The organism is Pseudomonas sp. Irchel 3F3, assembly GCF_900187545.1.
Lineage (GTDB): Bacteria > Pseudomonadota > Gammaproteobacteria > Pseudomonadales > Pseudomonadaceae > Aquipseudomonas > Aquipseudomonas fortuita.
This window is the reverse complement of the sequence record NZ_FYDS01000006.1, coordinates 112073-129835: the sequence shown is the minus strand read 5'-3', so window position 1 is coordinate 129835 and position 17763 is coordinate 112073. Positions and strand designations below refer to the sequence as shown.

Sequence of the window (17763 nt, the reverse complement as noted above, 5' to 3'; positions counted from 1 at the left end):
ATAAAAGATATTGTTACGGAATAAAAAATCTAGGTATTGTCCGCCTCACGCCCGCTGGTGAACCGGTTGGGCACCCGATTCGCCATCGCCGATGGCCCAGATTCAGAACAAGGACCACCATGAAGAAGACCCTGCTGACCACCGCCCTGGCCGCTGCCCTGTCGTTCTCAGGCCTGGCCGCCGCCGCCGAGAAACTGGTGGTTGCCGCTACCCCGGTACCCCACGCCGAGATTCTTGAGCTGATCAAGCCTGCTCTGGCCAAGGAAGGCGTGGACCTGGAAATCAAGGTCTTCACCGACTACGTGCAGCCGAACGTGCAGGTGGACCAGAAGCGCCTTGACGCCAACTACTTCCAGACCCTGCCTTACCTGAAGAGCTTCAACGAAGGTAAGGGCACGCACCTGGAAACGGTGATCGGCGTACACGTCGAACCCTTCGGTGGCTACTCGAAGAAGATCAAGAACCTGTCTGAGCTGAAGGAAGGCGCTACTGTGGCCATCCCTAACGAAGGCAGCAACAGCGGCCGCGCCCTGATCCTGCTGCAGAAGGCTGGCCTGATCACCCTGAAAGACCCGAAGAATGCCCTGGCCACCCCCAAGGACATTGCCGAAAACCCGAAAAAGCTGAAGTTCCGCGAGCTTGAGTCGGCCATGCTGCCGCGTGTGCTGGACCAGGTCGACCTGGACATGATCAACACCAACTACGCGCTGGAAGCCGGCCTGAACCCGGCCAAGGATGCGCTGGTGATCGAAGGCGCTGACTCGCCATACGTGAACTTCCTGGTTGCCCGCCCGGACAACAAGGACAGCGAAGCCATCCAGAAACTGGCCAAGGCCCTGACCAGCCCGGAAGTGAAGGAATTCATTGCCAAGAAGTATCAGGGGGCTGTGCTGCCGGCGTTCTGATTCGCTTGCGATACCCTGCATAACCCAACGCCGACACCCCTGTGTCGGCGTTTTTGTTTCTGTATCTTGGGCCGCTTTGCGGCCCAATCGCGACGCAAGGCCGCTCCCACATGGGTTCGGCGTACGCGGGCCATTGTGGGAGCGGCCTTGCGTCGCGATTGGGCTGCAAAGCAGCCCCAGGATGTATGCCCGGTGAAAAATGCTTGGTGATATGCATATGCAATAAAGGTATTTATTAAAAATTTTTTAGATCATTAGAGTCTAGCAATCGTGCCCCGCGCACCCTGCAGACTTGCTCTACCCATGACCCTCGACACCGCATTCATCCTCAGCACGTTACCCGCCTTCCTCAAGGCCGTGGGCGTGACCTTGCAGGTAGGCCTGATCGCCATTGCCACCTCGCTACTGGTCGCCCTGGTCAATGCCACGCTGCTGGTACTACGCACCCCCTACCTGTGGCGACTGGTCAAAGCCTACGTGGAGCTGGCGCGCAACACGCCGCTGCTGATCCAGCTGTTCTTCGTCTACTTCGCCTTGCCGAGCCTGGGGCTGAAAATTTCCGGTTTCAGCGCAGCGATCATCACCATGACCTTTATGGGCGGTGCCTATCTCACCGAGGTGTTGCGGGCCGGCATCGAGGCCGTGCCGCGCGCCCAGCTCGAATCCGGGCGCTCCATCGGCCTGTCCGAGGGCCAGTTGCTGCGCCATGTGGTGCTGCCCCAGGCCACTATCCTCAGCTTGCCGGCGCTGTTCGCCAATTTCATCTTCCTGCTCAAGGAAACCACCGTGGTGTCGGCGGTGGCCGTGCCGGAAATCCTCTACACCACCAAGAACTACATCGCGCTGTACTACAAGACCTACGAAATGCTCACCGTGCTGACCTTGCTCTGCGTGCTGCTGTTCCTGCCGCTGTCGTTGCTGCTGCGCTACGTGGAAAGGAGGCTGCAACATGGCCAGTTCGGCATCTGAACTGTTGCTGCAGGCGTTGCCGCAGCTGGCTGGCGGCGCCGCGCAGACCTTGGCCATCTCGGCGCTGGGCATCCTGTTCGCAACGCTGGGTGGCGTGCTGTACGGCGTGCTGGCAACCGTGGGCAACCGTGCCCTGAACATCGTCTTGCAGGTGTACCTGGAGCTGTTCCGCGCCATCCCGGTGCTGGTCTGGCTGTACCTGGTGTTCTTTGGCCTGCCGATCTTCTTTGCCCTGAGCATCCCCAGCTTCTGGTGCGCCGTGCTGGTTTTGGCCCTGTGGGGCGCCAGCGAGGTGGGCGAGGTAGTGCGCGGTGCATTGGCTTCGCTGCCACGTGGCCAGCGCGAGGCCGGGCTGTCGATCGGCCTGGCCGGCTGGCAGCTGTATGGCTACGTGTTGCTGCCCCAGGCACTCAAGCGCATGACCCCGCCGACCATCAACATCTACACGCGGATCATCAAGACCAGCTCGCTGGCGGTGCTGATCGGCGTGGTCGAGGTGATCAAGGCCGGCCAGCAGATCATCGAACGCACCTACGAATCGGTGCTGATCTACGGCGCCTTGTTCCTGTTCTTCTTCATCATCTGTTATCCGCTGTCCGCCGCTTCGCGCGTGCTGGAACGCCGCTGGGCACACTCATGAGCGCATTGATCGAATTCCAGGGTTTCAACAAGTTTTTTGCCGAGCACCAGGTGCTCAAGGACGTCGACCTCAAGGTGGCGGCCGGCGAAGTGGTGGTCATCCTCGGCCCCAGCGGTTGCGGCAAGAGCACGCTGCTGCGCTGCCTGAACGGCCTGGAGCAGGCCCACAGTGGCCACCTGCGGCTGGGCGGGCTAGAGCTGCTTGACCCGCGCACCGACTGGCGCCACGTCCGTCAGCGGGTGGGCATGGTGTTCCAGAGCTATCACCTGTTCGGCCACATGAGCGTGATCGACAACCTGCTGCTTGGCCCGCTCAAGGTACAAAAACGCGAACGCGCCGAGGCCCAGGCCCAGGCCGAGGCGCTGCTGGCGCGGGTCGGCCTGCTGGACAAACGCGACGCCTTCCCCCGGCAATTGTCCGGCGGCCAGCAACAGCGCATCGCCATCGTGCGCTCACTGTGCATGAACCCCGAGGTGATGCTGTTCGACGAGGTTACCGCCGCCCTCGACCCGGAAATGGTCAAGGAGGTGCTGCAAGTGATCCAGGGCCTGGCCCGCGACGGCATGACCTTGCTCATCGTTACCCACGAAATGGCCTTCGCTCGCGCGGTGGCCGACCGCATCGTGTTCATGGAGGCCGGCAGGATCCTTGAACAAGGCGACCCCGAGAGCTTCTTCACCAAACCGCAGACCGCACGCGCGCAGCAGTTCCTGGAGAAATTCTCCTTCGTAGAAAGCCTGCCAAAGACACTGCACAAGGAACTGTCATGAAAACTGCCAACCTCACCAAACTGCTGGCGCCGTTGTTCGGCCTGGCCCTGCTCGCCGGTTGCAACAAGGCCGAAGAACCGCCCAAGCCGGCAGCGGCGTCGCCAGCCACCAGCTACCTGGAAACCATCAAGGCCCGCGACAAGCTGATTGTCGGGGTGTTCACCGACAAACCGCCGTTTGGCTTCGTCGATGAAAAAGGCCGCTATGTGGGCTTTGACACTGACATCGGCCGGCGCCTGGCCAAGGACCTGCTGGGTGATGAAAACAAGGTCGAGTTCGTTGCCGTGGAACCGGCCAGCCGTATTCCGTTCCTGCAGAGCGACAAGGTCGATCTGATCCTCGCCAACATGACCGTCACCCCGGAGCGCAAGGAAGCGGTGGACTTCACCAACCCCAACCTGCGCGTTGCCGTGCAGGCCATCGTTGCAGATGGCAGCCCGGTGCAGAAGCTTGACGACCTGGCCGACAAAACCATCATCGTCACCACCGGCACCACGGCCGACATCTGGCTGACCAAGCACCACCCTGAGTGGAAACTGCTCAAGTTCGAGAAGAACAGCGAGTCGCTGCAAGCCCTGGCCACTGGCCGTGGCGATGCCTATGCCCAGGACAACCTGATCCTGTTCAGCTGGGCCAAGCAGAACCCGGGCTACCGCGTGCTGCCGCAGCTGCTGGGTGACGAAGCGCCGATTGCGCCAGCGGTCAAGAAGGGCAACACCGAGCTGCGTGACTGGGTGAATGCCGAGCTGGCCAAGCTGGGGGAAGAGAAGTTTCTGCTGAAACTGTATGACCAGTATGTGCGCAAGGAACTGAGCGATGACACCAAGCCGGAAAGCGTGATTGTCGAAGGGGGCAAGTGGCAGGGCTGACCGTGTAATTGGGGCCGCTTTGCGGCCCCATCGATCACCCACCCGGTACCAGCCTCAGGGTACTCTGCGCCGGAATCACCCCCATCTGCGCCCGCTGATACTGCCCCTGCACATACCCCTTGGCCTGGTCTGCATAATGCCTGTCGAACGGCACGCCACTCTGCCCGACCGGGTTGATGGTCAGTGCCTGCCCGGCATCGGCAAAGTCGATCAGCCGCCGCGTCGACGGCCCATAGGTCACCGGCCATGGCGCCGGGCCGATCTTCGCCGAGAGGTTGTTGGGCACTTCATGGGTACCGGGTGCGGCGAACGGCCCGACGTTGAACAGCAGGTTCAGCGGCTTCTTTACCCCCAGCGGGTGGTTGTGGGTCAGGGTATGCGCCTTGCCCCATTGCCAGCGGGCCGGGTCGCTGCCCAGGGCGTCACGCAAGTGCTTCAAGCTGCTCTGCCAAGCCGTGCGCACGACTGCGGTACGGTCGGTACGCTGGTTGCCACCGCGGGTGTTCCACCAGGGTGAGTCGGCATCCGCGGCCAGGCGTGGCAAGGCAGCGTCGATGGCGCGGGTGCTGATCAGTACCGGGAACCACGTGTCGCCCAGTTCGTCATGCAGGGCCGCGAATGCCAGTTCGTAGAGGAACTGGTTGAACAACGTGGCGCTGGTCGAGTCCAGCGGGTAGTCGCCGCGCCAGGCAGCCAGCTGCTCGACCAGCTCCTTTTCTTCGTCACCTTCGGCCACCGCGCGCAGCGTTGCCAGCAGCGGTGCAAGGGTGCGTGGACCGTGATCGCTGGCCGAGTCCAGCTGCAGTGCCTGGCTGTTCTGCGTATCCCATTTCACATCAGGGTTGGCCAGCTGTCGGTCGAGTTGGCGGCCACGGTCGGGCAGGTTGTAGTAACCCGGTATCGGCACCGCTGCCGGCGGCTGGTAGTTGGCCGAGACGATATAGCCGCGGGCCGGGTTTTCCTGCTGCGGGTTAACGTTGAAAGGGTAGAAACCGAGCTTGTCGGCCTGCGCGCTGGCACCGTCGAGGATGAATGCCGGGTCGACGCCGTCGGGGCGGATTGGCAGCTTTGCCGCCGCCCACCAACCGATATCGCCACCCGCATTGGCCCAGACAAAGTTAAGCCCCGGCGCGTGAACCTTGGCAGCGGCATCGCGCATCTTGCCCAGGGTATCGGCACGGTTGAGCTGGTAGAAACCTTCGAGGATCGGGTTTTCGGTTTCCAGAAACGCCCACCACATGGCGATTGGCGTTGACCCGGCCGTGGCGCCCAGCACGTCGTTGACGATCGGGCCATGGGGCGAGCGGCGCAGGCTGAGGGTCACCGGCGCTTCGCCTTTCACCGCGATCTGCTGTTCGGTCTTTTGCAACGCCTGCCATTTGCCGTCGACCATGACCTGGTTGGGGTCGGCAGGGTTGGTGCGCTCGGCGATCAGGTCGAGGTCGTCGTTCTGGAACATGGTCAGGCTCCAGCCGAAGTCGCGGTTATGGCCCAGCAAGGCGAACGGGTTGAGCGCCTGGAAGTAGCCATACAGGTTGAAGCCGGGTGCTGACAGTTCGGCCTCGTACCACACCGCGGGCACCGCGAAGCCGATATGCGGGTCGCCGGCCAGCAGCGGCTTGCCACTGCGGGTATGGCTGCCGGCCACTGCCCAGGCGTTGCTGCCTTCGAACTGCGGGATACCGGCCTCGCCCAGTGCGTCATGGCTGAGCCGGGCGAGGGCCTCCAGGCTTTGCCAATCGGCAGCGGCCAGTGGTGTGCCGAGGGCGCCTTCGGGCTGCCAACCGAGGTCGAAGATGTTCAGGTATTCAGGCCCCAGCTGGTCGCGGATGTAGGTCAGTGCGGGCTCGGTGCGAAACGCGGCCGCGAAGCTGTAGGCCAGGTAACCGGCGATGCTCAGAGTGTCTTCGGCGGTGAACGGACGCGGCGTGATGCCGAGCAGGTCGAACTCCATGGGCTTGGGATGGCTGGCCTGCCAGCTGTTGACCCCGTCGAGGTAGGCTTGCAGGGCCTGCCAGGCAGGTGACTGCGGGTCCTGACGGCTGGCCATCAGGGCGGCCTGCTCGCGAATGCGCAGGCTGCGGAACAGGGTGTCGGTGGGTAGCAGCTTGTCGCCAAGCACCTCGGCCAGTTCGCCACGGGCCAGGCGCCGCATTATCTCCATCTGGAACAGCCGGTCCTGGGCATGCACATAGCCCAGGGCGCGATACAGGTCTGGCTCGCTCTGCGCTTGCAGGTGCGGCACGCCGCGGGCGTCGTAGCGCACGCTGACCGGCGCTTGCAGGCCGGCCATGGCCGCCTCGCCCTCGCGCTGTGGCAGTTTGCCCTGCACGTACCAGTAACCGACGCCAGCGGCTACGGCCACAACCACGGCCAACAGGGTCAGGCTGCGCTTCATGCAGACTCCTTGTGCGTTCAAGCAGAAAATGTGGTCCGATCATCGGTGGATTCGCGAACAGAGCATAGCCCCCAGGAAGGAGTTTCCATGTCCCTCAGCGAAAAACAGAAAATGCTCACAGGCCAGCTCTACCACGCTGGCTGCCCTGAGCTGCAAGCCGAGCAGATCGCCAACAAGCACTGGATGCACCGTTACAACAGCAGTGTCGAATTGCTCAACGAGGCACGTCATGGGTTGCTGGTGGAGCACTTTGCCCACGTTGGCGAAGGCACGGTGATCCGCCCGCCGTTCTATTGCGACTATGGCTACAACATCAGTATTGGCCGCAATACCTTCATGAACTTCAACTGCGTGATCCTCGATGTGGTGCCGGTGCGTATCGGCGATGACTGCCAGATCGGCCCCAACGTCCAGATCTACGCCGCCGACCATCCGCTCGACCCCGAAGTGCGGCGCAGCGGGCTGGAGAGCGGGCGGCCGGTGACCATTGGCAACAACGTGTGGATCGGCGGCGCGGCGATCATCCTGCCGGGGGTGACCATTGGCGACAATGCCGTGGTGGGTGCCGGTAGTGTGGTGACCCGGGATGTGCCGGCGGGTGCGACGGTGGTGGGTAACCCGGCGCGGGTGCGTCAGCCCGCCCAGGGGCAGTAGCAGCCCACTGCCAGTGTATTGGAGGCGCTGACCTGGCGGCCGTCGAGCAGGGCCTTGAGCATTGGCTCGACGAAACTGTTGCTGGCATTGCACACCGCACCCTCGCTGTAGGGGCCGAAGTAGGCCAGGCGGCCTTGCCGGTCCCAGATGGCCACGGCCGGGGAGGCGGGCAGGTGCTCGCTGCCGGGCAGGTTGGCGATGGGCTTCAGGGCGGTGAGGTTGGCGGGCAGTTGGCCGTGGCTGCCGGGCTTTTGCAGCACGTGGAAGGTAACGCCGCGGCCTGCGAACTGGCTGACCAGGTCGCCCAGGTGCTGCTGGTTGCCGACATTGCACGGGCACGCGGGGTCCCAGAAATGCACCACACGAACCGGGCCGGGGCCGGCCAGCTCGGCCGGTAGTTGCAGCTGGCTGCCATCGAACAGCGTGGCCTGGTTGACGAACGGGCGCAGGTAGCGGGCCTGAAAGGTGGTGTAGGCCTGCCAGAGTATGACGGCGCTGACCAATAAGGCGATTACCGTGCACAGCGGTTTGATGATTCGGCTATTCATGACGACTCGGTGACCCTTTGTGGGGGCGGGCTTGTCCCGCGAAGCAGGCGACGCGGTGGATGGCCCCGGCGTTGCCGGTGTTCGCGGGACAAGCTCGCTCCCACAGTGATCGCGCCAGCTTTCAGTCTTTGTGCAAGACAGTGGTTGTTCAAAGGTGAGCAAGCTTGCCATGACGCCGGCCAGAGCTGAAGATTCCAGATCAATACTTGCATCAATGTGGATGTGCTCGATGCCCGCTGCTTTTCACCCCGACCTCCTGCGCACCCACCTGGCGCCGTTGGCCGCTCGCCAGCCGTTAACGACCGAGGCGCAGGGCTACCAGCGCTTCTACGGCCTGAACCTGCCGGTACACAGCTGGCTGGGCGGTTTCCAGGCGGCGGGCTTCGACCTGGTCGGGCAGGCCTGGTTGCCCGACCAGCCCACCGCGACGCTGTTCTTGCTGCACGGCTACTACGACCACATGGGCCTCTACCGGCATGTGATCGAGTGGGCACTCAAGCAGGGTTTTGCCGTGATCAGCTGCGACCTGCCCGGCCACGGCCTGTCCAGTGGTGAGCGGGCCAGCATCAGTGATTTCGCAGTGTACCAGCAGGTGCTGGACGCCCTGTTCGAACAGGCGCGCCTGCTGCAACTGCCGCGCCTTTGGCACCTGTGCGGGCAGAGCACGGGCGGCGCCATTGCCGTGGACCACCTGCTGCACCAGGGCGCACGCAGCCCGATCAATGGCCAGGTCATCCTGTTGGCACCGCTGGTGCGGCCGTGCTCCTGGCGTTGGTCGAAGTTCAGCTATCGGGTGCTGCGGCATTTCGTCAACGGCATCGAACGACGCTTCAGCGAGAACACCAACGACCCGGCCTTCCTGCCGTTCCTGGAAGCCGACCCGCTGCAACCGCGCCGCTTGCCAACCGCCTGGGTGGGTGCACTGATCGCCTGGGTCAAACGCATCGAGGCCGCGCCACGCAGCACGCGGCGGCCGTTGATCGTGCAGGGGGAGGCCGATGGTACGGTGGACTGGCCTTACAACCTCGCAGTGCTCAAGGCCAAGTTTGCCGAGCCGCAGATCCTGATGTTGCCCGAAGCCCGTCACCACTTGGCCAACGAGCTACCGGGCATCCGCCAGCGCTACTTCGACTTCATCGACCAGCGGCTGGGCTGATCATTGCAGGTCGTTGGCGCTCTGGCCAACCGCCAGGCCAGCGCGGACAGCGGCCAACGCCGCCTGGTAGTAGGCCTTGCCGTCCGGCGACTCGGCAAAGGTGGCGAACTCTTCCAGCTCGGCATCGGACAAGTCGCGGTAGACGTACAGCAGCGTGTTGTTGAGGTCTTCGCCAATCTGCCCCATCAGCCGTTGGCGCTGGCCGTCTAGCAGGCCCTGGGCCTGGCCGCCGCCGAACAGGCCGGGGATCATCGAACTGAGGCTATCGGCCGCCACACCGGCGATGGCCAGGCTCACTTCGGCGCCGGCTTCACGCGCTGGCAGGGCCTGGGCCAGGTGGCCGATGACCAGCAGGCGGTCGTCGCTGGCCTGGATCTTCGGCAGGCCCTTGGCGTTCTTGGCCAGCTCGTCCTTGCGGGTGGCCTTGAGTTCGGCTGCTACCACCTTGCGCCCTAGCGGTGACTGGAAGAACGCCAGGGCCGGAGCCGGGTTGGCCAAGGTGGCGCGCAGCTTTGCCTGGGCGCGGCGGTCCACCGCCTGGGCCTGGAAGCGCTGGTTGCTGTTGTTGACCAGCGCCTGGTAAACGGCGGGTGGCAAACTGTTGCGGTAGCGTTCCTGGGCGGCGCTCAGGGCATCGTTGAAGTGGGCGCGCTGGTCGGGCCAGCCGGCGGCCTTGTACAGTTGATCCAGGTTGTCTGCCCAGACAGGCACGGTGCAGATCATCAGCAGAATCAGGGAAAACAGACGGCGCATTCAGGACTCCTGTCGGCAGGTGGCTATTGTCCTTGGCCCGGCGCCGGTTTGTCGAGATATCAGCGTGTTTCTCGGCCAAGTGGCGCTGTGCGCCGACAGGGCGAATGGATATGATGCGCGCCATGCACATATCCCCTGAACACCCGATGCTTGCGGCCGTCGTCGACGATCTGGCCACCCATGGCTGGTCCCAGCAGGCACTCTTTCTGCCTGCCGAACTGGTGCGCGCGCTGGCAGCCGAGTGCCGTCGCCGTGATGCCGAGGGCGAGCTCAACCCGGCGGGGGTGGGGCGCGGTGCTACCCAGGAGGTGCGCGAAGCCATTCGCGGTGACCAGATCCAGTGGATCGACCCCGGGCAGGCAGAATCCTGCGACCAGTACCTGACGGCCATGGACCAGTTGCGTCTGGCAATCAATCAGGGCCTGTTCCTGGGCCTGGAAGACTTTGAGTGCCATTTTGCCCTGTACCCTCCGGGCGCCTTCTATCGCCGGCACCTGGACCGCTTTCGCGACGATGACCGGCGCATGGTGTCGGCTGTGTTGTACCTGAATGAAGGCTGGCAGCCGCAGGACGGTGGCCAGTTGCGCATGTTCCTGGCCGGCGACGTAGAGCATGACGTGGAGCCTGTGGCGGGCTGCCTGGTGGTGTTCCTGTCGGGTGAAGTGCCTCACGAAGTGCTGCCGGCCGGGCGTGAGCGGTTGTCGTTGACCGGTTGGTTCAGGCGCCGTGGCAATGACCTGTTCTGACCTGCCCAAAGTGCTGGTCAGCGCCTGTCTGCTCGGCCAGCCGGTACGCTATGACGGCCGGGCCAGCGGGCATCCGGACCTGTTGCAGCAGTGGCAGGCCGAAGGGCGCGTTGTACCGTTGTGCCCGGAGGTAGCCGGTGGCTTGCCCACCCCGCGCCCGCCAGCGGAGATTCCGGGCGGACAGGGCGGTGCAGTACTCGACGGCAGCACGCAGGTGCTGACGGTGACGGGCGAAGATGTAACTGCCGAGTTTGTGGCCGGGGCGCAACTGGCGCTGGCACTGGTGCGCCGGCATGGCATTGGCGTGGCGGTGCTGAAGGCGGGTAGCCCTTCGTGTGGTAACCGGTTGACCTATGACGGCACGTTCAGTGGTGTGAAAGTGGCGGGGGAAGGGGTGACCACGGCGCTGTTGCGGCGGGCTGGGGTGCAGGTGTTCAGCGAGCTGGAGCTGGAACAGGCGCAGCGGGCTTTGGGGTAAACCTGTACCGACCTCTTCGCAGCACAAAGCCGGTACAGGCAATACAAATCTTATTGCCCGGCTGCAGTCTCCTGCACACCCTTGAACCACTTCTGCTCAAGCTCGGCCGTGCGGCCACTGTCTTTCAAGCGCTGCAGCGCATTGTTCACGGCACTTTCGAACGCCGGGTTGTCCTTCTGAAACGGGATCACCAGTTTCTTGTCGCCAAATGGCAGGCTCACATCCAGCGGGCCGTCGCCTTTGGGCGCATTACTCGATGGGGTAAGTGCGATGTCATATTTGCCACTCTCGACACCGCTCATTACTTCTTCGGCCGGGGTTTCGACAAACTCGGCGCGCAAGTCCAGTTCCCTGGCCAGGTCCTGGCCAAATTCGATGTCGAAACCGGTCAGGTGGTCATCTTGTTTGAAGGCGTACGGCGAGTTGTCGGCCTGTACGGCAATACGCAGTTCGCCCCGGTCGGCGATTTCGTCGATCAGCTCCGCCTGGGCCAATGGACTGATCAGTACTGCCAGCAGTACCCCTATGGTCGAACGCATGATTGCCCCTTTTCTTTTAACTGATGAAAAACCTTCGCCACGGCTTTCTTCCTCGCCGTGATCGAGCGCAGCCTATGACCTTGAAGCCTCGGCATTGTTTAACCCTGACTGAAATATTTCTGTCAGGCAATGTGAACACCTTGCCGATTATTTCAACTAAGGTGAACTACCGTCGTCGGCAGATGAATGGCGGCGGTCAATAAGTGAATCACAGGAGAAGTGAATGAACAGCCTATTTTCGCGCGCTGCCGTTGCCGGTCTGCTGATGGGAGTGTCGGTTTTCGCCGGTGCTGCGGACGCCCTGAAGAGCCAGGAGCCGCCCAAGGATGCCAAGGTCTTCATCGTTTCCCCCGCCGATGGTGCCACGGTCGACAAGACCTTCACCGTCAAGTTCGGCATCGAGGGTATGGCGCTCAAGCCAGCGGGTGACCAGACCCCTCACAGCGGCCACCACCACCTGCTGGTGGACGTGGATAAAGAACCCGTCGCCGATATGCCGCTGCCGACCAGCCTGATGCCAGAGGCCGGCACCGCACTGCCGGCGGGCCCGCAGGTGCTGCACTTCGGCAAGGCGCAGACCGAAACCAGCATCACCCTGACGCCGGGTAAGCACACCCTGCAACTGATCCTGGGTGACCAGTACCACGTGCCGTTCAAGCCAAGCGTCGAATCGAAGAAGATCACTGTTGAAGTGAAATAAAAAAAAGGGAGGCCACAATGGCCTCCCTTTTTTTCATGCTGCAAGCAAACTTAGAACAGGACGCGGGAACGGATGGTGCCCTTGACCTGTTGCAGTTTCTCTTGCGCCAGGTCCGAGTACTCGGCGTCGACGTCGATCACCACGTAACCGACTTTCTCGTTGGTCTGCAGGAACTGACCGGAGATGTTGATGCCGTTTTCGGCGAAGACCTTGTTGATCTCGCTGAGCACGCCCGGGATGTTTTCGTGGATGTGGAGCAGGCGGTGCTTGCCAGGGTGGGCAGGCAGGGCCACTTCCGGGAAGTTGACCGAGGACACCGAGGTACCGTTGTCGCTGTACTTGACCAGCTTCTCGGCCACTTCGAGGCCGATGTTGGCCTGGGCTTCGGCAGTGGAGCCGCCGATGTGCGGGGTCAGGATCACGTTGTCCAGGCCGCGCAGCGGGCTTTCGAACTCTTCGTCGTTGGAGCGTGGCTCGACCGGGAACACGTCGATGGCGGCGCCGATCAGGTGCTTGTCCTTGATGGCGGCGGCCAGGTGGTCCAGCTCGACCACGGTGCCACGGGCGGCGTTGATCAGGATCGCGCCCTTCTTCATCGCGCGGATTTCCTTCTCGCCGATCATCCACTGGGTGGATGGCAGCTCAGGCACGTGCAGCGAGACGATGTCGGCCAGGCCCAGCAGCTCGTTCAGGCTGGTGACCTGCACGGCGTTGCCCAGTGGCAGCTTGGTCAGTGGGTCGTAGAAGTACACCTGCATGCCCAGGTTCTCGGCCAGTACCGACAGCTGGGTCCCGATCGAGCCGTAGCCGACGATGCCCAGTTTTTTGCCGCGGATTTCGAACGAGTTGGCCGCGCTCTTGATCCAGCCGCCACGGTGGCAGGAAGCGTTCTTCTCAGGGATGCCGCGCAGCAGCAGAATGGCCTCGGCCAGTACCAGCTCGGCCACCGAACGGGTGTTGGAGTACGGTGCGTTGAACACGGCGATACCGCGCTCGCGGGCAGCTTCCAGGTCGACCTGGTTGGTGCCGATGCAGAAGCAGCCAACAGCGACCAGTTTCTTGGCGCAGTCGAAGATCTCTTCGGTGAGCTGGGTGCGCGAACGGATGCCGATAAAGTGGGCATCGGCGATCTTTTCCTTCAGCTCGGCTTCCGGCAACGAACCAGTGAGGTATTCGATGTTGGTGTAGCCGGCGGCCTTGAGGGTATCGACCGCGTTCTGGTGCACACCTTCAAGAAGAAGGAACCGGATCTTGCTCTTGTCGAGAGAAGTCTTGCTCATCTGCGTAAACCTGTATCCCGGAGAAAAAATGGCGAGGGGTGATGCCAGGCGCGAGGGCAGCCTTAGCATGAACAGCGGGAGGGCTATGCTAGCATACGCGACACAATCTGAGCTTATCCCGACAGGTGAAGAGTGCTCAGGGTGACTATGAATAAGTCGAGAGTTCCAGCGATGACCCACCCCGCTGTAATTGATGAACTGATGACCCTTGTCGACCCTGGCAAGGTCCTGACCGACGCGGCTTCCCTCGAAGCGTATGGCAAGGATTGGACCAAGCATTACCCCCCGGCGCCCAGCGCCATCGTCTTCCCCAAGACAGTAGAACAGGTGCAGGCCATTGTGCGCTGGGCCAATGCGCACAAGGTGGCCCTGGTGCCATCGGGCGGGCGCACCGGGCTTTCTGCCGGGGCCGTGGCGGCCAATGGCGAGGTTGTCGTTTCCTTCGACTACATGAACCAGATTCTCGGCTTCAATGCCTTCGACCGCACCGTGGTCTGCCAGCCGGGGGTAATCACCCGGCAGCTGCAAACCTACGCCGAAGAGCAGGGCCTGTATTACCCGGTGGACTTCGCTTCCAGCGGCTCCAGCCAGATTGGCGGCAACATCGGCACCAACGCTGGCGGCATCAAGGTGATTCGCTACGGCATGACCCGCAACTGGGTGGCCGGGCTGAAAGTGGTTACCGGCAAGGGCGAGTTGCTGGAGCTGAACAAAGACCTGATCAAGAACGCCACCGGCTATGACCTGCGCCAGCTGTTCATTGGCGCCGAAGGCACGCTGGGCTTCGTGGTCGAGGCCACCCTGCGCCTGGACCGTACCCCGCGCAACCTCACTGCCATGGTGCTTGGCACACCGGACTTCGACTCGATCATGCCGGTGCTGCACGCCTTCCAGGGGAAGCTGGACCTCACAGCCTTCGAGTTCTTCTCCGACAAGGGCCTGGCCAAGATCCTCGCGCGCGGCGATGTACCCGCCCCGTTCGCGACCGACTGCCCGTTCTATGCACTTCTGGAGTTCGAAGCCAGCACTGAAGAAGTCGCCAACGAAGCGTTGGCCACCTTCGAGCATTGCGTCGAGCAGGGCTGGGTGCTGGACGGGGTGATGAGCCAGAGCGACACCCAGCTTAAAAACTTGTGGAAGCTGCGCGAGTACCTGTCGGAAACCATCTCGCACTGGACACCCTACAAGAACGACATTTCCGTCACCGTGTCGAAAGTGCCCGCGTTCCTGCGTGATATCGACGCCATCGTCGCGGAGCACTACCCGGATTACGAAGTCGTGTGGTACGGCCACATCGGCGATGGCAACCTGCACCTGAACATCCTCAAGCCCGAACACATGAGCAAGGACGACTTCTTTGCCTCATGCACCAAGGTCAACAAATGGGTGTTCGATATCGTCAAGCGCTACAACGGCTCGATCTCCGCCGAGCACGGCGTGGGCATGACCAAGCGCGACTACCTGGGCTACAGCCGCTCGCCGGAAGAAATCGCCTGCATGAAGGCAATAAAGGCCGTCTTCGACCCTAACGGCATCATGAATCCGGGTAAGATCTTCGCACCTGAATAAAAAGCAGTACCCAGAGGAGTCGGCCATGAGTTACCAGCACCAGTACGTAGACGGCACGCGCATTCACTTCCCGCTGGGCAAGGTGGTGTGCATCGGCCGTAACTATGCCGAGCATGCCAAGGAACTGGACAACCCGATCCCCACCGAGCCGCTGCTGTTCATCAAGCCGGGCAGTTGCGTGGTGCCGACCGAGGGCGGCTTCAAGATCCCGGCCGACCGGGGTTCGGTGCACTATGAGGCCGAAATTGCCGTGTTGCTGGGCAAGCCGCTGTCGACCCACCCGAGCGAGGAAGAGGTGCTGGACGCCATTTCCGGTTATGCCCCGGCGCTGGACCTGACGCTGCGCGACGTGCAGGCCAAGCTGAAAGAGAAGGGCCTGCCGTGGGAGCTGGCCAAGTGTTTTGACGGCGCCTGCGTACTGCCGCCGTTCGTCTCTGCTGCCAGCTTCGAAGACGTCACCGACATCCCGGTGCGCCTGACCGTCAACGGCGAAGTGCGACAGGATGGCAACAGCGCGATGATGCTGAACCCGATCGTGCCGATGATCCAGTACATGGCGGCGCATTTCTCGCTGCAGGCCGGGGATGTGATCCTCACCGGTACACCGGCGGGTGTGGGACCGTTCAATGTTGGTGACGAGCTGGTGCTGGAGCTGCCGGGCGTGAGCCGCTTCGAAAGCCGGGTGCTTTAACTCGAAGCCGCGTCGCCCTCTTCGCGGGTAAACCGCCCCCACAGGTATTGCACAGGCCTTGAATACTGTGCTGAACCTGTGGGAGCGGGTTTACCCGCGAAGAGGCCGGCCCTGTTTACCCTTTTTTCACACCCTATCCGGATAATGCGCTGACCTACGCCCATTCCCCAGGAAGCCCGCATGCCATCACCCTCCAGCGCCCCGGTAACTCCCAAGCGTCGCTTCTACCGGCGCTGGCCTTTCGGCCTTGCCGTGGCGGCGGTGATCGGCTATGGCGTCGCAGTGGCGATGCACTGGGATGACCGCGGCGCGCTGTGGGTGAAAGAGCGCTTCGAAAGCACCGGCGAGCGCAGCGAAAGCGTGTGGTTGCCAGACTATCAGGTCGACATCGATGCCAAACCGTTACCAGGCATGGACGATGACGAAGCCTCGGACGTGGCCTTCAACCCGCATACCCGCACCCTGTTCGCGGTCATGGGCAAGAACCCGATCCTGGTCGAGCTGAGCCTGGAGGGCGATGTACTGCGCAAGATCCCCCTCAACGGCTGGAACAACCCGGAAGGCGTTGCGGTGCTGGAAGACGGCAATCTGGCCATCACCGACGAGCGCCTGCATGACCTGACCGTGGTCAAGGTGGACGCGCAGACCACCGCGCTGAACCACGACGACTTTCAGAGCCACGACCTGGGCCCGTCGGTGAAGAGCAACAAGGGCTTCGAGGCGGTCGCCTGGGACCCGCTGCGTCAGCGCCTGATCATCGGCGAGGAGCGCCCGCCCAAGCTGTACACCTGGAACACCGATGGCCGCAGCCCGCTCAAGGGCGAGAAGCAGCCGTTACCCAGCGAGGAACTCGACCTGCGTAACCTGTCTGCACTGGCGGTCGACCCGCGCACTGGTCACCTGCTGGTGCTCTCGGCCGATTCCAACATGCTGTTGGAGCTGGACGAGCAGGGCCAGCAGGTCAGCTTCATGACCTTGCTGGGAGGCTTCAACGGCCTTGAAGACACCATTCCAAGGGCTGAAGGGGTGGCCATGGATGACAAGGGAAACTTGTATATGGTCAGCGAGCCGGCTTTGTTCTATCGCTTCAGAAAGAACTGACCCCAACATCCGATGTTTCTGATGCTGGCATTAAGCTTTGTTTCAGTTGTACATGGTTAGATTCGCCACCCCCATGTCGAGTCTGCCCCATGCGTCATCTTGTTCGCCTGTTTCTTGTCCTGGTCGTTATCGGTCTGCTCCTGCTCGGCTGGGCCGGGCAGGAATTTCGCCTGTTCGAGCGGGGCTGGTTCAACCTCAAGACGTGGTGGCAGCCCGCCGAGCAGAGCATCGGCCTTGACCGCTACCGTGTGGTGGTGGAGGCGCAGCCGGTCGAGGGGCTGGATGATGATATTTCGGCGCTGACCTACGACCCGGACCGAAAAACCCTGTTCACCGTCACCAACGCCCGCTCGGAGCTGATCGAGCTGTCGCTGGACGGCCGTATCCTGCGTCGCATACCGCTGACGGGGTTCGGCGACCCAGAGGCGGTGGAGTATGTCGGGCCCAACAGCTATGTCATCACCGACGAGCGTCAACAACGGTTGATTCGTGTACGGCTGGAAGACGACACGATGTTCCTCGACGCCGGTGATGCCGAACAGCTCAGCCTGGGCATCGGCCTGAATGGCAACAAAGGGTTTGAGGGGCTGGCTTACGATTCGGCGGGCAAGCGGCTGTTCGTGGCAAAGGAACGCGACCCGATGCTGATCTATGAGGTTCATGGCTTTCCCCATGACAACCCGGAAAAGCCTTACGCCGTGCATGTGGTGCAAGACCGCAAGCGTGATTCACGGCTGTTTGTGCGGGACTTGTCGAGCTTGCAGTTCGATGAGCGCAGTGGGCATTTGCTGGCGCTTTCGGATGAGTCACGGCTGGTGCTGGAGCTGGATCTGGAAGGCGTGCCCTTGAGTACCTTGTCGTTGCGCAAGGGCTTTCAGGGGTTGCAGGCGACGGTGCCGCAGGCGGAGGGGATTGCAATGGACGAGGCGGGGACCATCTATCTGGTCAGTGAGCCTAACCTGTTCTATGTGTTCAAGCAGCCGGCGGAGTGAGCAGG

At 62.5% G+C, this 17763-nt stretch carries 19 protein-coding genes; 14 read left to right on the top strand and 5 right to left on the bottom strand.

Translation table 11 applies throughout. The features are described from left to right. Positions 1 to 119 precede the first annotated feature (119 nt). The 5 genes from CKW35_RS14265 to CKW35_RS14245 all read left to right on the top strand — a co-directional run bounded on the left by CKW35_RS14265 (position 120) and on the right by CKW35_RS14245 (position 4153). Positions 120 to 905, top strand: a complete 786-nt coding sequence (locus tag CKW35_RS14265) for a MetQ/NlpA family ABC transporter substrate-binding protein (RefSeq protein ID WP_016489708.1) — start codon at positions 120 to 122, stop codon at positions 903 to 905. Positions 906 to 1208: 303 nt separating this feature from the next. Beyond that, positions 1209 to 1874 carry an amino acid ABC transporter permease gene (locus tag CKW35_RS14260; RefSeq protein WP_016489707.1) on the top strand — a complete coding sequence of 222 codons (666 nt, stop codon included), beginning with the start codon at positions 1209 to 1211 and terminating at the stop codon, positions 1872 to 1874. Further along, entirely contained in the window at positions 1855 to 2514 is a 660-nt protein-coding gene (locus CKW35_RS14255) for an amino acid ABC transporter permease (protein WP_016489706.1), read from the top strand. Before CKW35_RS14260 ends, CKW35_RS14255 begins: the two co-directional genes overlap by 20 nt. Further along, complete coding sequence (locus CKW35_RS14250) at positions 2511 to 3284, top strand: amino acid ABC transporter ATP-binding protein (protein ID WP_016489705.1); 774 nt, start codon at positions 2511 to 2513, stop codon at positions 3282 to 3284. Before CKW35_RS14255 ends, CKW35_RS14250 begins: the two co-directional genes overlap by 4 nt. Then, positions 3281 to 4153 (top strand): transporter substrate-binding domain-containing protein, encoded by an 873-nt coding sequence (locus tag CKW35_RS14245; RefSeq protein WP_016489704.1) that lies wholly within the window; start codon positions 3281 to 3283, stop codon positions 4151 to 4153. The genes CKW35_RS14250 and CKW35_RS14245 overlap by 4 nt, the downstream gene beginning before the upstream one ends. Before the next feature lie 34 nt (positions 4154 to 4187). Here the strand turns inward: CKW35_RS14245 and CKW35_RS14240 are convergent, their stop codons facing one another. Further along, entirely contained in the window at positions 4188 to 6551 is a 2364-nt protein-coding gene (locus CKW35_RS14240; RefSeq protein WP_095116191.1) for a penicillin acylase family protein, read from the bottom strand. Between the two features lie 87 nt (positions 6552 to 6638). Here CKW35_RS14240 and CKW35_RS14235 point away from each other — a divergent pair, with 87 nt between their 5' ends. Then, positions 6639 to 7205 (top strand): sugar O-acetyltransferase, encoded by a 567-nt coding sequence (locus CKW35_RS14235; protein WP_060516816.1) that lies wholly within the window; start codon positions 6639 to 6641, stop codon positions 7203 to 7205. On the opposite strand, the gene CKW35_RS14230 is transcribed toward CKW35_RS14235, so the two are convergent. After that, a complete protein-coding gene (locus CKW35_RS14230; RefSeq protein WP_060516814.1) occupies positions 7184 to 7753 on the bottom strand; it encodes a DUF6436 domain-containing protein in 570 nt (189 codons plus the stop codon). The genes CKW35_RS14235 and CKW35_RS14230 overlap by 22 nt on opposite strands. A 229-nt stretch (positions 7754 to 7982) precedes the next feature. Here CKW35_RS14230 and CKW35_RS14225 point away from each other — a divergent pair, with 229 nt between their 5' ends. Next, positions 7983 to 8909: an alpha/beta hydrolase gene (locus tag CKW35_RS14225; protein ID WP_060516813.1), complete on the top strand. Its 927-nt coding sequence runs from the start codon at positions 7983 to 7985 to the stop codon at positions 8907 to 8909. Here CKW35_RS14225 and CKW35_RS14220 read toward each other — a convergent pair whose 3' ends face one another. After that, complete coding sequence (locus CKW35_RS14220) at positions 8910 to 9662, bottom strand: DUF2059 domain-containing protein (RefSeq protein ID WP_023047251.1); 753 nt, start codon at positions 9660 to 9662, stop codon at positions 8910 to 8912. It lies immediately after the preceding gene. A 113-nt stretch (positions 9663 to 9775) separates the two neighbouring features. On the opposite strand from CKW35_RS14220, the gene CKW35_RS14215 reads away from it, so the two are divergent. Then, positions 9776 to 10408, top strand: a complete 633-nt coding sequence (locus tag CKW35_RS14215; protein ID WP_024718090.1) for a 2OG-Fe(II) oxygenase — start codon at positions 9776 to 9778, stop codon at positions 10406 to 10408. Beyond that, a complete protein-coding gene (locus tag CKW35_RS14210; RefSeq protein WP_023047250.1) occupies positions 10395 to 10886 on the top strand; it encodes a DUF523 domain-containing protein in 492 nt (163 codons plus the stop codon). The genes CKW35_RS14215 and CKW35_RS14210 overlap by 14 nt, the downstream gene beginning before the upstream one ends. Positions 10887 to 10936: 50 nt before the next feature. Here CKW35_RS14210 and CKW35_RS14205 read toward each other — a convergent pair whose 3' ends face one another. Then, entirely contained in the window at positions 10937 to 11425 is a 489-nt protein-coding gene (locus CKW35_RS14205; RefSeq protein ID WP_095116189.1) for a transporter substrate-binding domain-containing protein, read from the bottom strand. A 223-nt stretch (positions 11426 to 11648) separates the two neighbouring features. On the opposite strand from CKW35_RS14205, the gene CKW35_RS14200 reads away from it, so the two are divergent. After that, positions 11649 to 12125 (top strand): DUF4399 domain-containing protein, encoded by a 477-nt coding sequence (locus CKW35_RS14200; RefSeq protein ID WP_016489695.1) that lies wholly within the window; start codon positions 11649 to 11651, stop codon positions 12123 to 12125. 50 nt (positions 12126 to 12175) lie between these two features. Here CKW35_RS14200 and serA read toward each other — a convergent pair whose 3' ends face one another. Beyond that, complete coding sequence (gene serA, locus CKW35_RS14195; RefSeq protein WP_016489694.1) at positions 12176 to 13405, bottom strand: phosphoglycerate dehydrogenase; 1230 nt, start codon at positions 13403 to 13405, stop codon at positions 12176 to 12178. A 171-nt stretch (positions 13406 to 13576) separates the two neighbouring features. Between serA and CKW35_RS14190 the strand changes: the two genes are divergently transcribed. The 4 genes from CKW35_RS14190 to CKW35_RS14175 all read left to right on the top strand — a co-directional run bounded on the left by CKW35_RS14190 (position 13577) and on the right by CKW35_RS14175 (position 17758). Continuing rightward, positions 13577 to 14974, top strand: coding sequence for an FAD-binding oxidoreductase (locus CKW35_RS14190; protein ID WP_016489693.1), 1398 nt, complete (start codon positions 13577 to 13579; stop codon positions 14972 to 14974). Between the two features lie 25 nt (positions 14975 to 14999). Beyond that, a complete protein-coding gene (locus CKW35_RS14185) occupies positions 15000 to 15665 on the top strand; it encodes a fumarylacetoacetate hydrolase family protein (protein WP_023047248.1) in 666 nt (221 codons plus the stop codon). Between the two features lie 180 nt (positions 15666 to 15845). After that, positions 15846 to 16766 carry an SdiA-regulated domain-containing protein gene (locus tag CKW35_RS14180; protein WP_016489691.1) on the top strand — a complete coding sequence of 307 codons (921 nt, stop codon included), beginning with the start codon at positions 15846 to 15848 and terminating at the stop codon, positions 16764 to 16766. Between the two features lie 89 nt (positions 16767 to 16855). Further along, positions 16856 to 17758 (top strand): SdiA-regulated domain-containing protein, encoded by a 903-nt coding sequence (locus CKW35_RS14175; protein ID WP_060516809.1) that lies wholly within the window; start codon positions 16856 to 16858, stop codon positions 17756 to 17758. Positions 17759 to 17763: the final 5 nt, after the last annotated feature.

Coding starts and splice junctions, on each gene's coding strand:
- CKW35_RS14265 (WP_016489708.1), top strand. CDS start 120: ATGAAGAAGACCCTGCTGACCACCGCCCTGGCCGCTGCCCTGTCGTTC.
- CKW35_RS14260 (WP_016489707.1), top strand. CDS start 1,209: ATGACCCTCGACACCGCATTCATCCTCAGCACGTTACCCGCCTTCCTC.
- CKW35_RS14255 (WP_016489706.1), top strand. CDS start 1,855: ATGGCCAGTTCGGCATCTGAACTGTTGCTGCAGGCGTTGCCGCAGCTG.
- CKW35_RS14250 (WP_016489705.1), top strand. CDS start 2,511: ATGAGCGCATTGATCGAATTCCAGGGTTTCAACAAGTTTTTTGCCGAG.
- CKW35_RS14245 (WP_016489704.1), top strand. CDS start 3,281: ATGAAAACTGCCAACCTCACCAAACTGCTGGCGCCGTTGTTCGGCCTG.
- CKW35_RS14240 (WP_095116191.1), bottom strand. CDS start 6,551: ATGAAGCGCAGCCTGACCCTGTTGGCCGTGGTTGTGGCCGTAGCCGCT.
- CKW35_RS14235 (WP_060516816.1), top strand. CDS start 6,639: ATGTCCCTCAGCGAAAAACAGAAAATGCTCACAGGCCAGCTCTACCAC.
- CKW35_RS14230 (WP_060516814.1), bottom strand. CDS start 7,753: ATGAATAGCCGAATCATCAAACCGCTGTGCACGGTAATCGCCTTATTG.
- CKW35_RS14225 (WP_060516813.1), top strand. CDS start 7,983: ATGCCCGCTGCTTTTCACCCCGACCTCCTGCGCACCCACCTGGCGCCG.
- CKW35_RS14220 (WP_023047251.1), bottom strand. CDS start 9,662: ATGCGCCGTCTGTTTTCCCTGATTCTGCTGATGATCTGCACCGTGCCT.
- CKW35_RS14215 (WP_024718090.1), top strand. CDS start 9,776: ATGCGCGCCATGCACATATCCCCTGAACACCCGATGCTTGCGGCCGTC.
- CKW35_RS14210 (WP_023047250.1), top strand. CDS start 10,395: ATGACCTGTTCTGACCTGCCCAAAGTGCTGGTCAGCGCCTGTCTGCTC.
- CKW35_RS14205 (WP_095116189.1), bottom strand. CDS start 11,425: ATGCGTTCGACCATAGGGGTACTGCTGGCAGTACTGATCAGTCCATTG.
- CKW35_RS14200 (WP_016489695.1), top strand. CDS start 11,649: ATGAACAGCCTATTTTCGCGCGCTGCCGTTGCCGGTCTGCTGATGGGA.
- serA (WP_016489694.1), bottom strand. CDS start 13,405: ATGAGCAAGACTTCTCTCGACAAGAGCAAGATCCGGTTCCTTCTTCTT.
- CKW35_RS14190 (WP_016489693.1), top strand. CDS start 13,577: ATGACCCACCCCGCTGTAATTGATGAACTGATGACCCTTGTCGACCCT.
- CKW35_RS14185 (WP_023047248.1), top strand. CDS start 15,000: ATGAGTTACCAGCACCAGTACGTAGACGGCACGCGCATTCACTTCCCG.
- CKW35_RS14180 (WP_016489691.1), top strand. CDS start 15,846: ATGCCATCACCCTCCAGCGCCCCGGTAACTCCCAAGCGTCGCTTCTAC.
- CKW35_RS14175 (WP_060516809.1), top strand. CDS start 16,856: ATGCGTCATCTTGTTCGCCTGTTTCTTGTCCTGGTCGTTATCGGTCTG.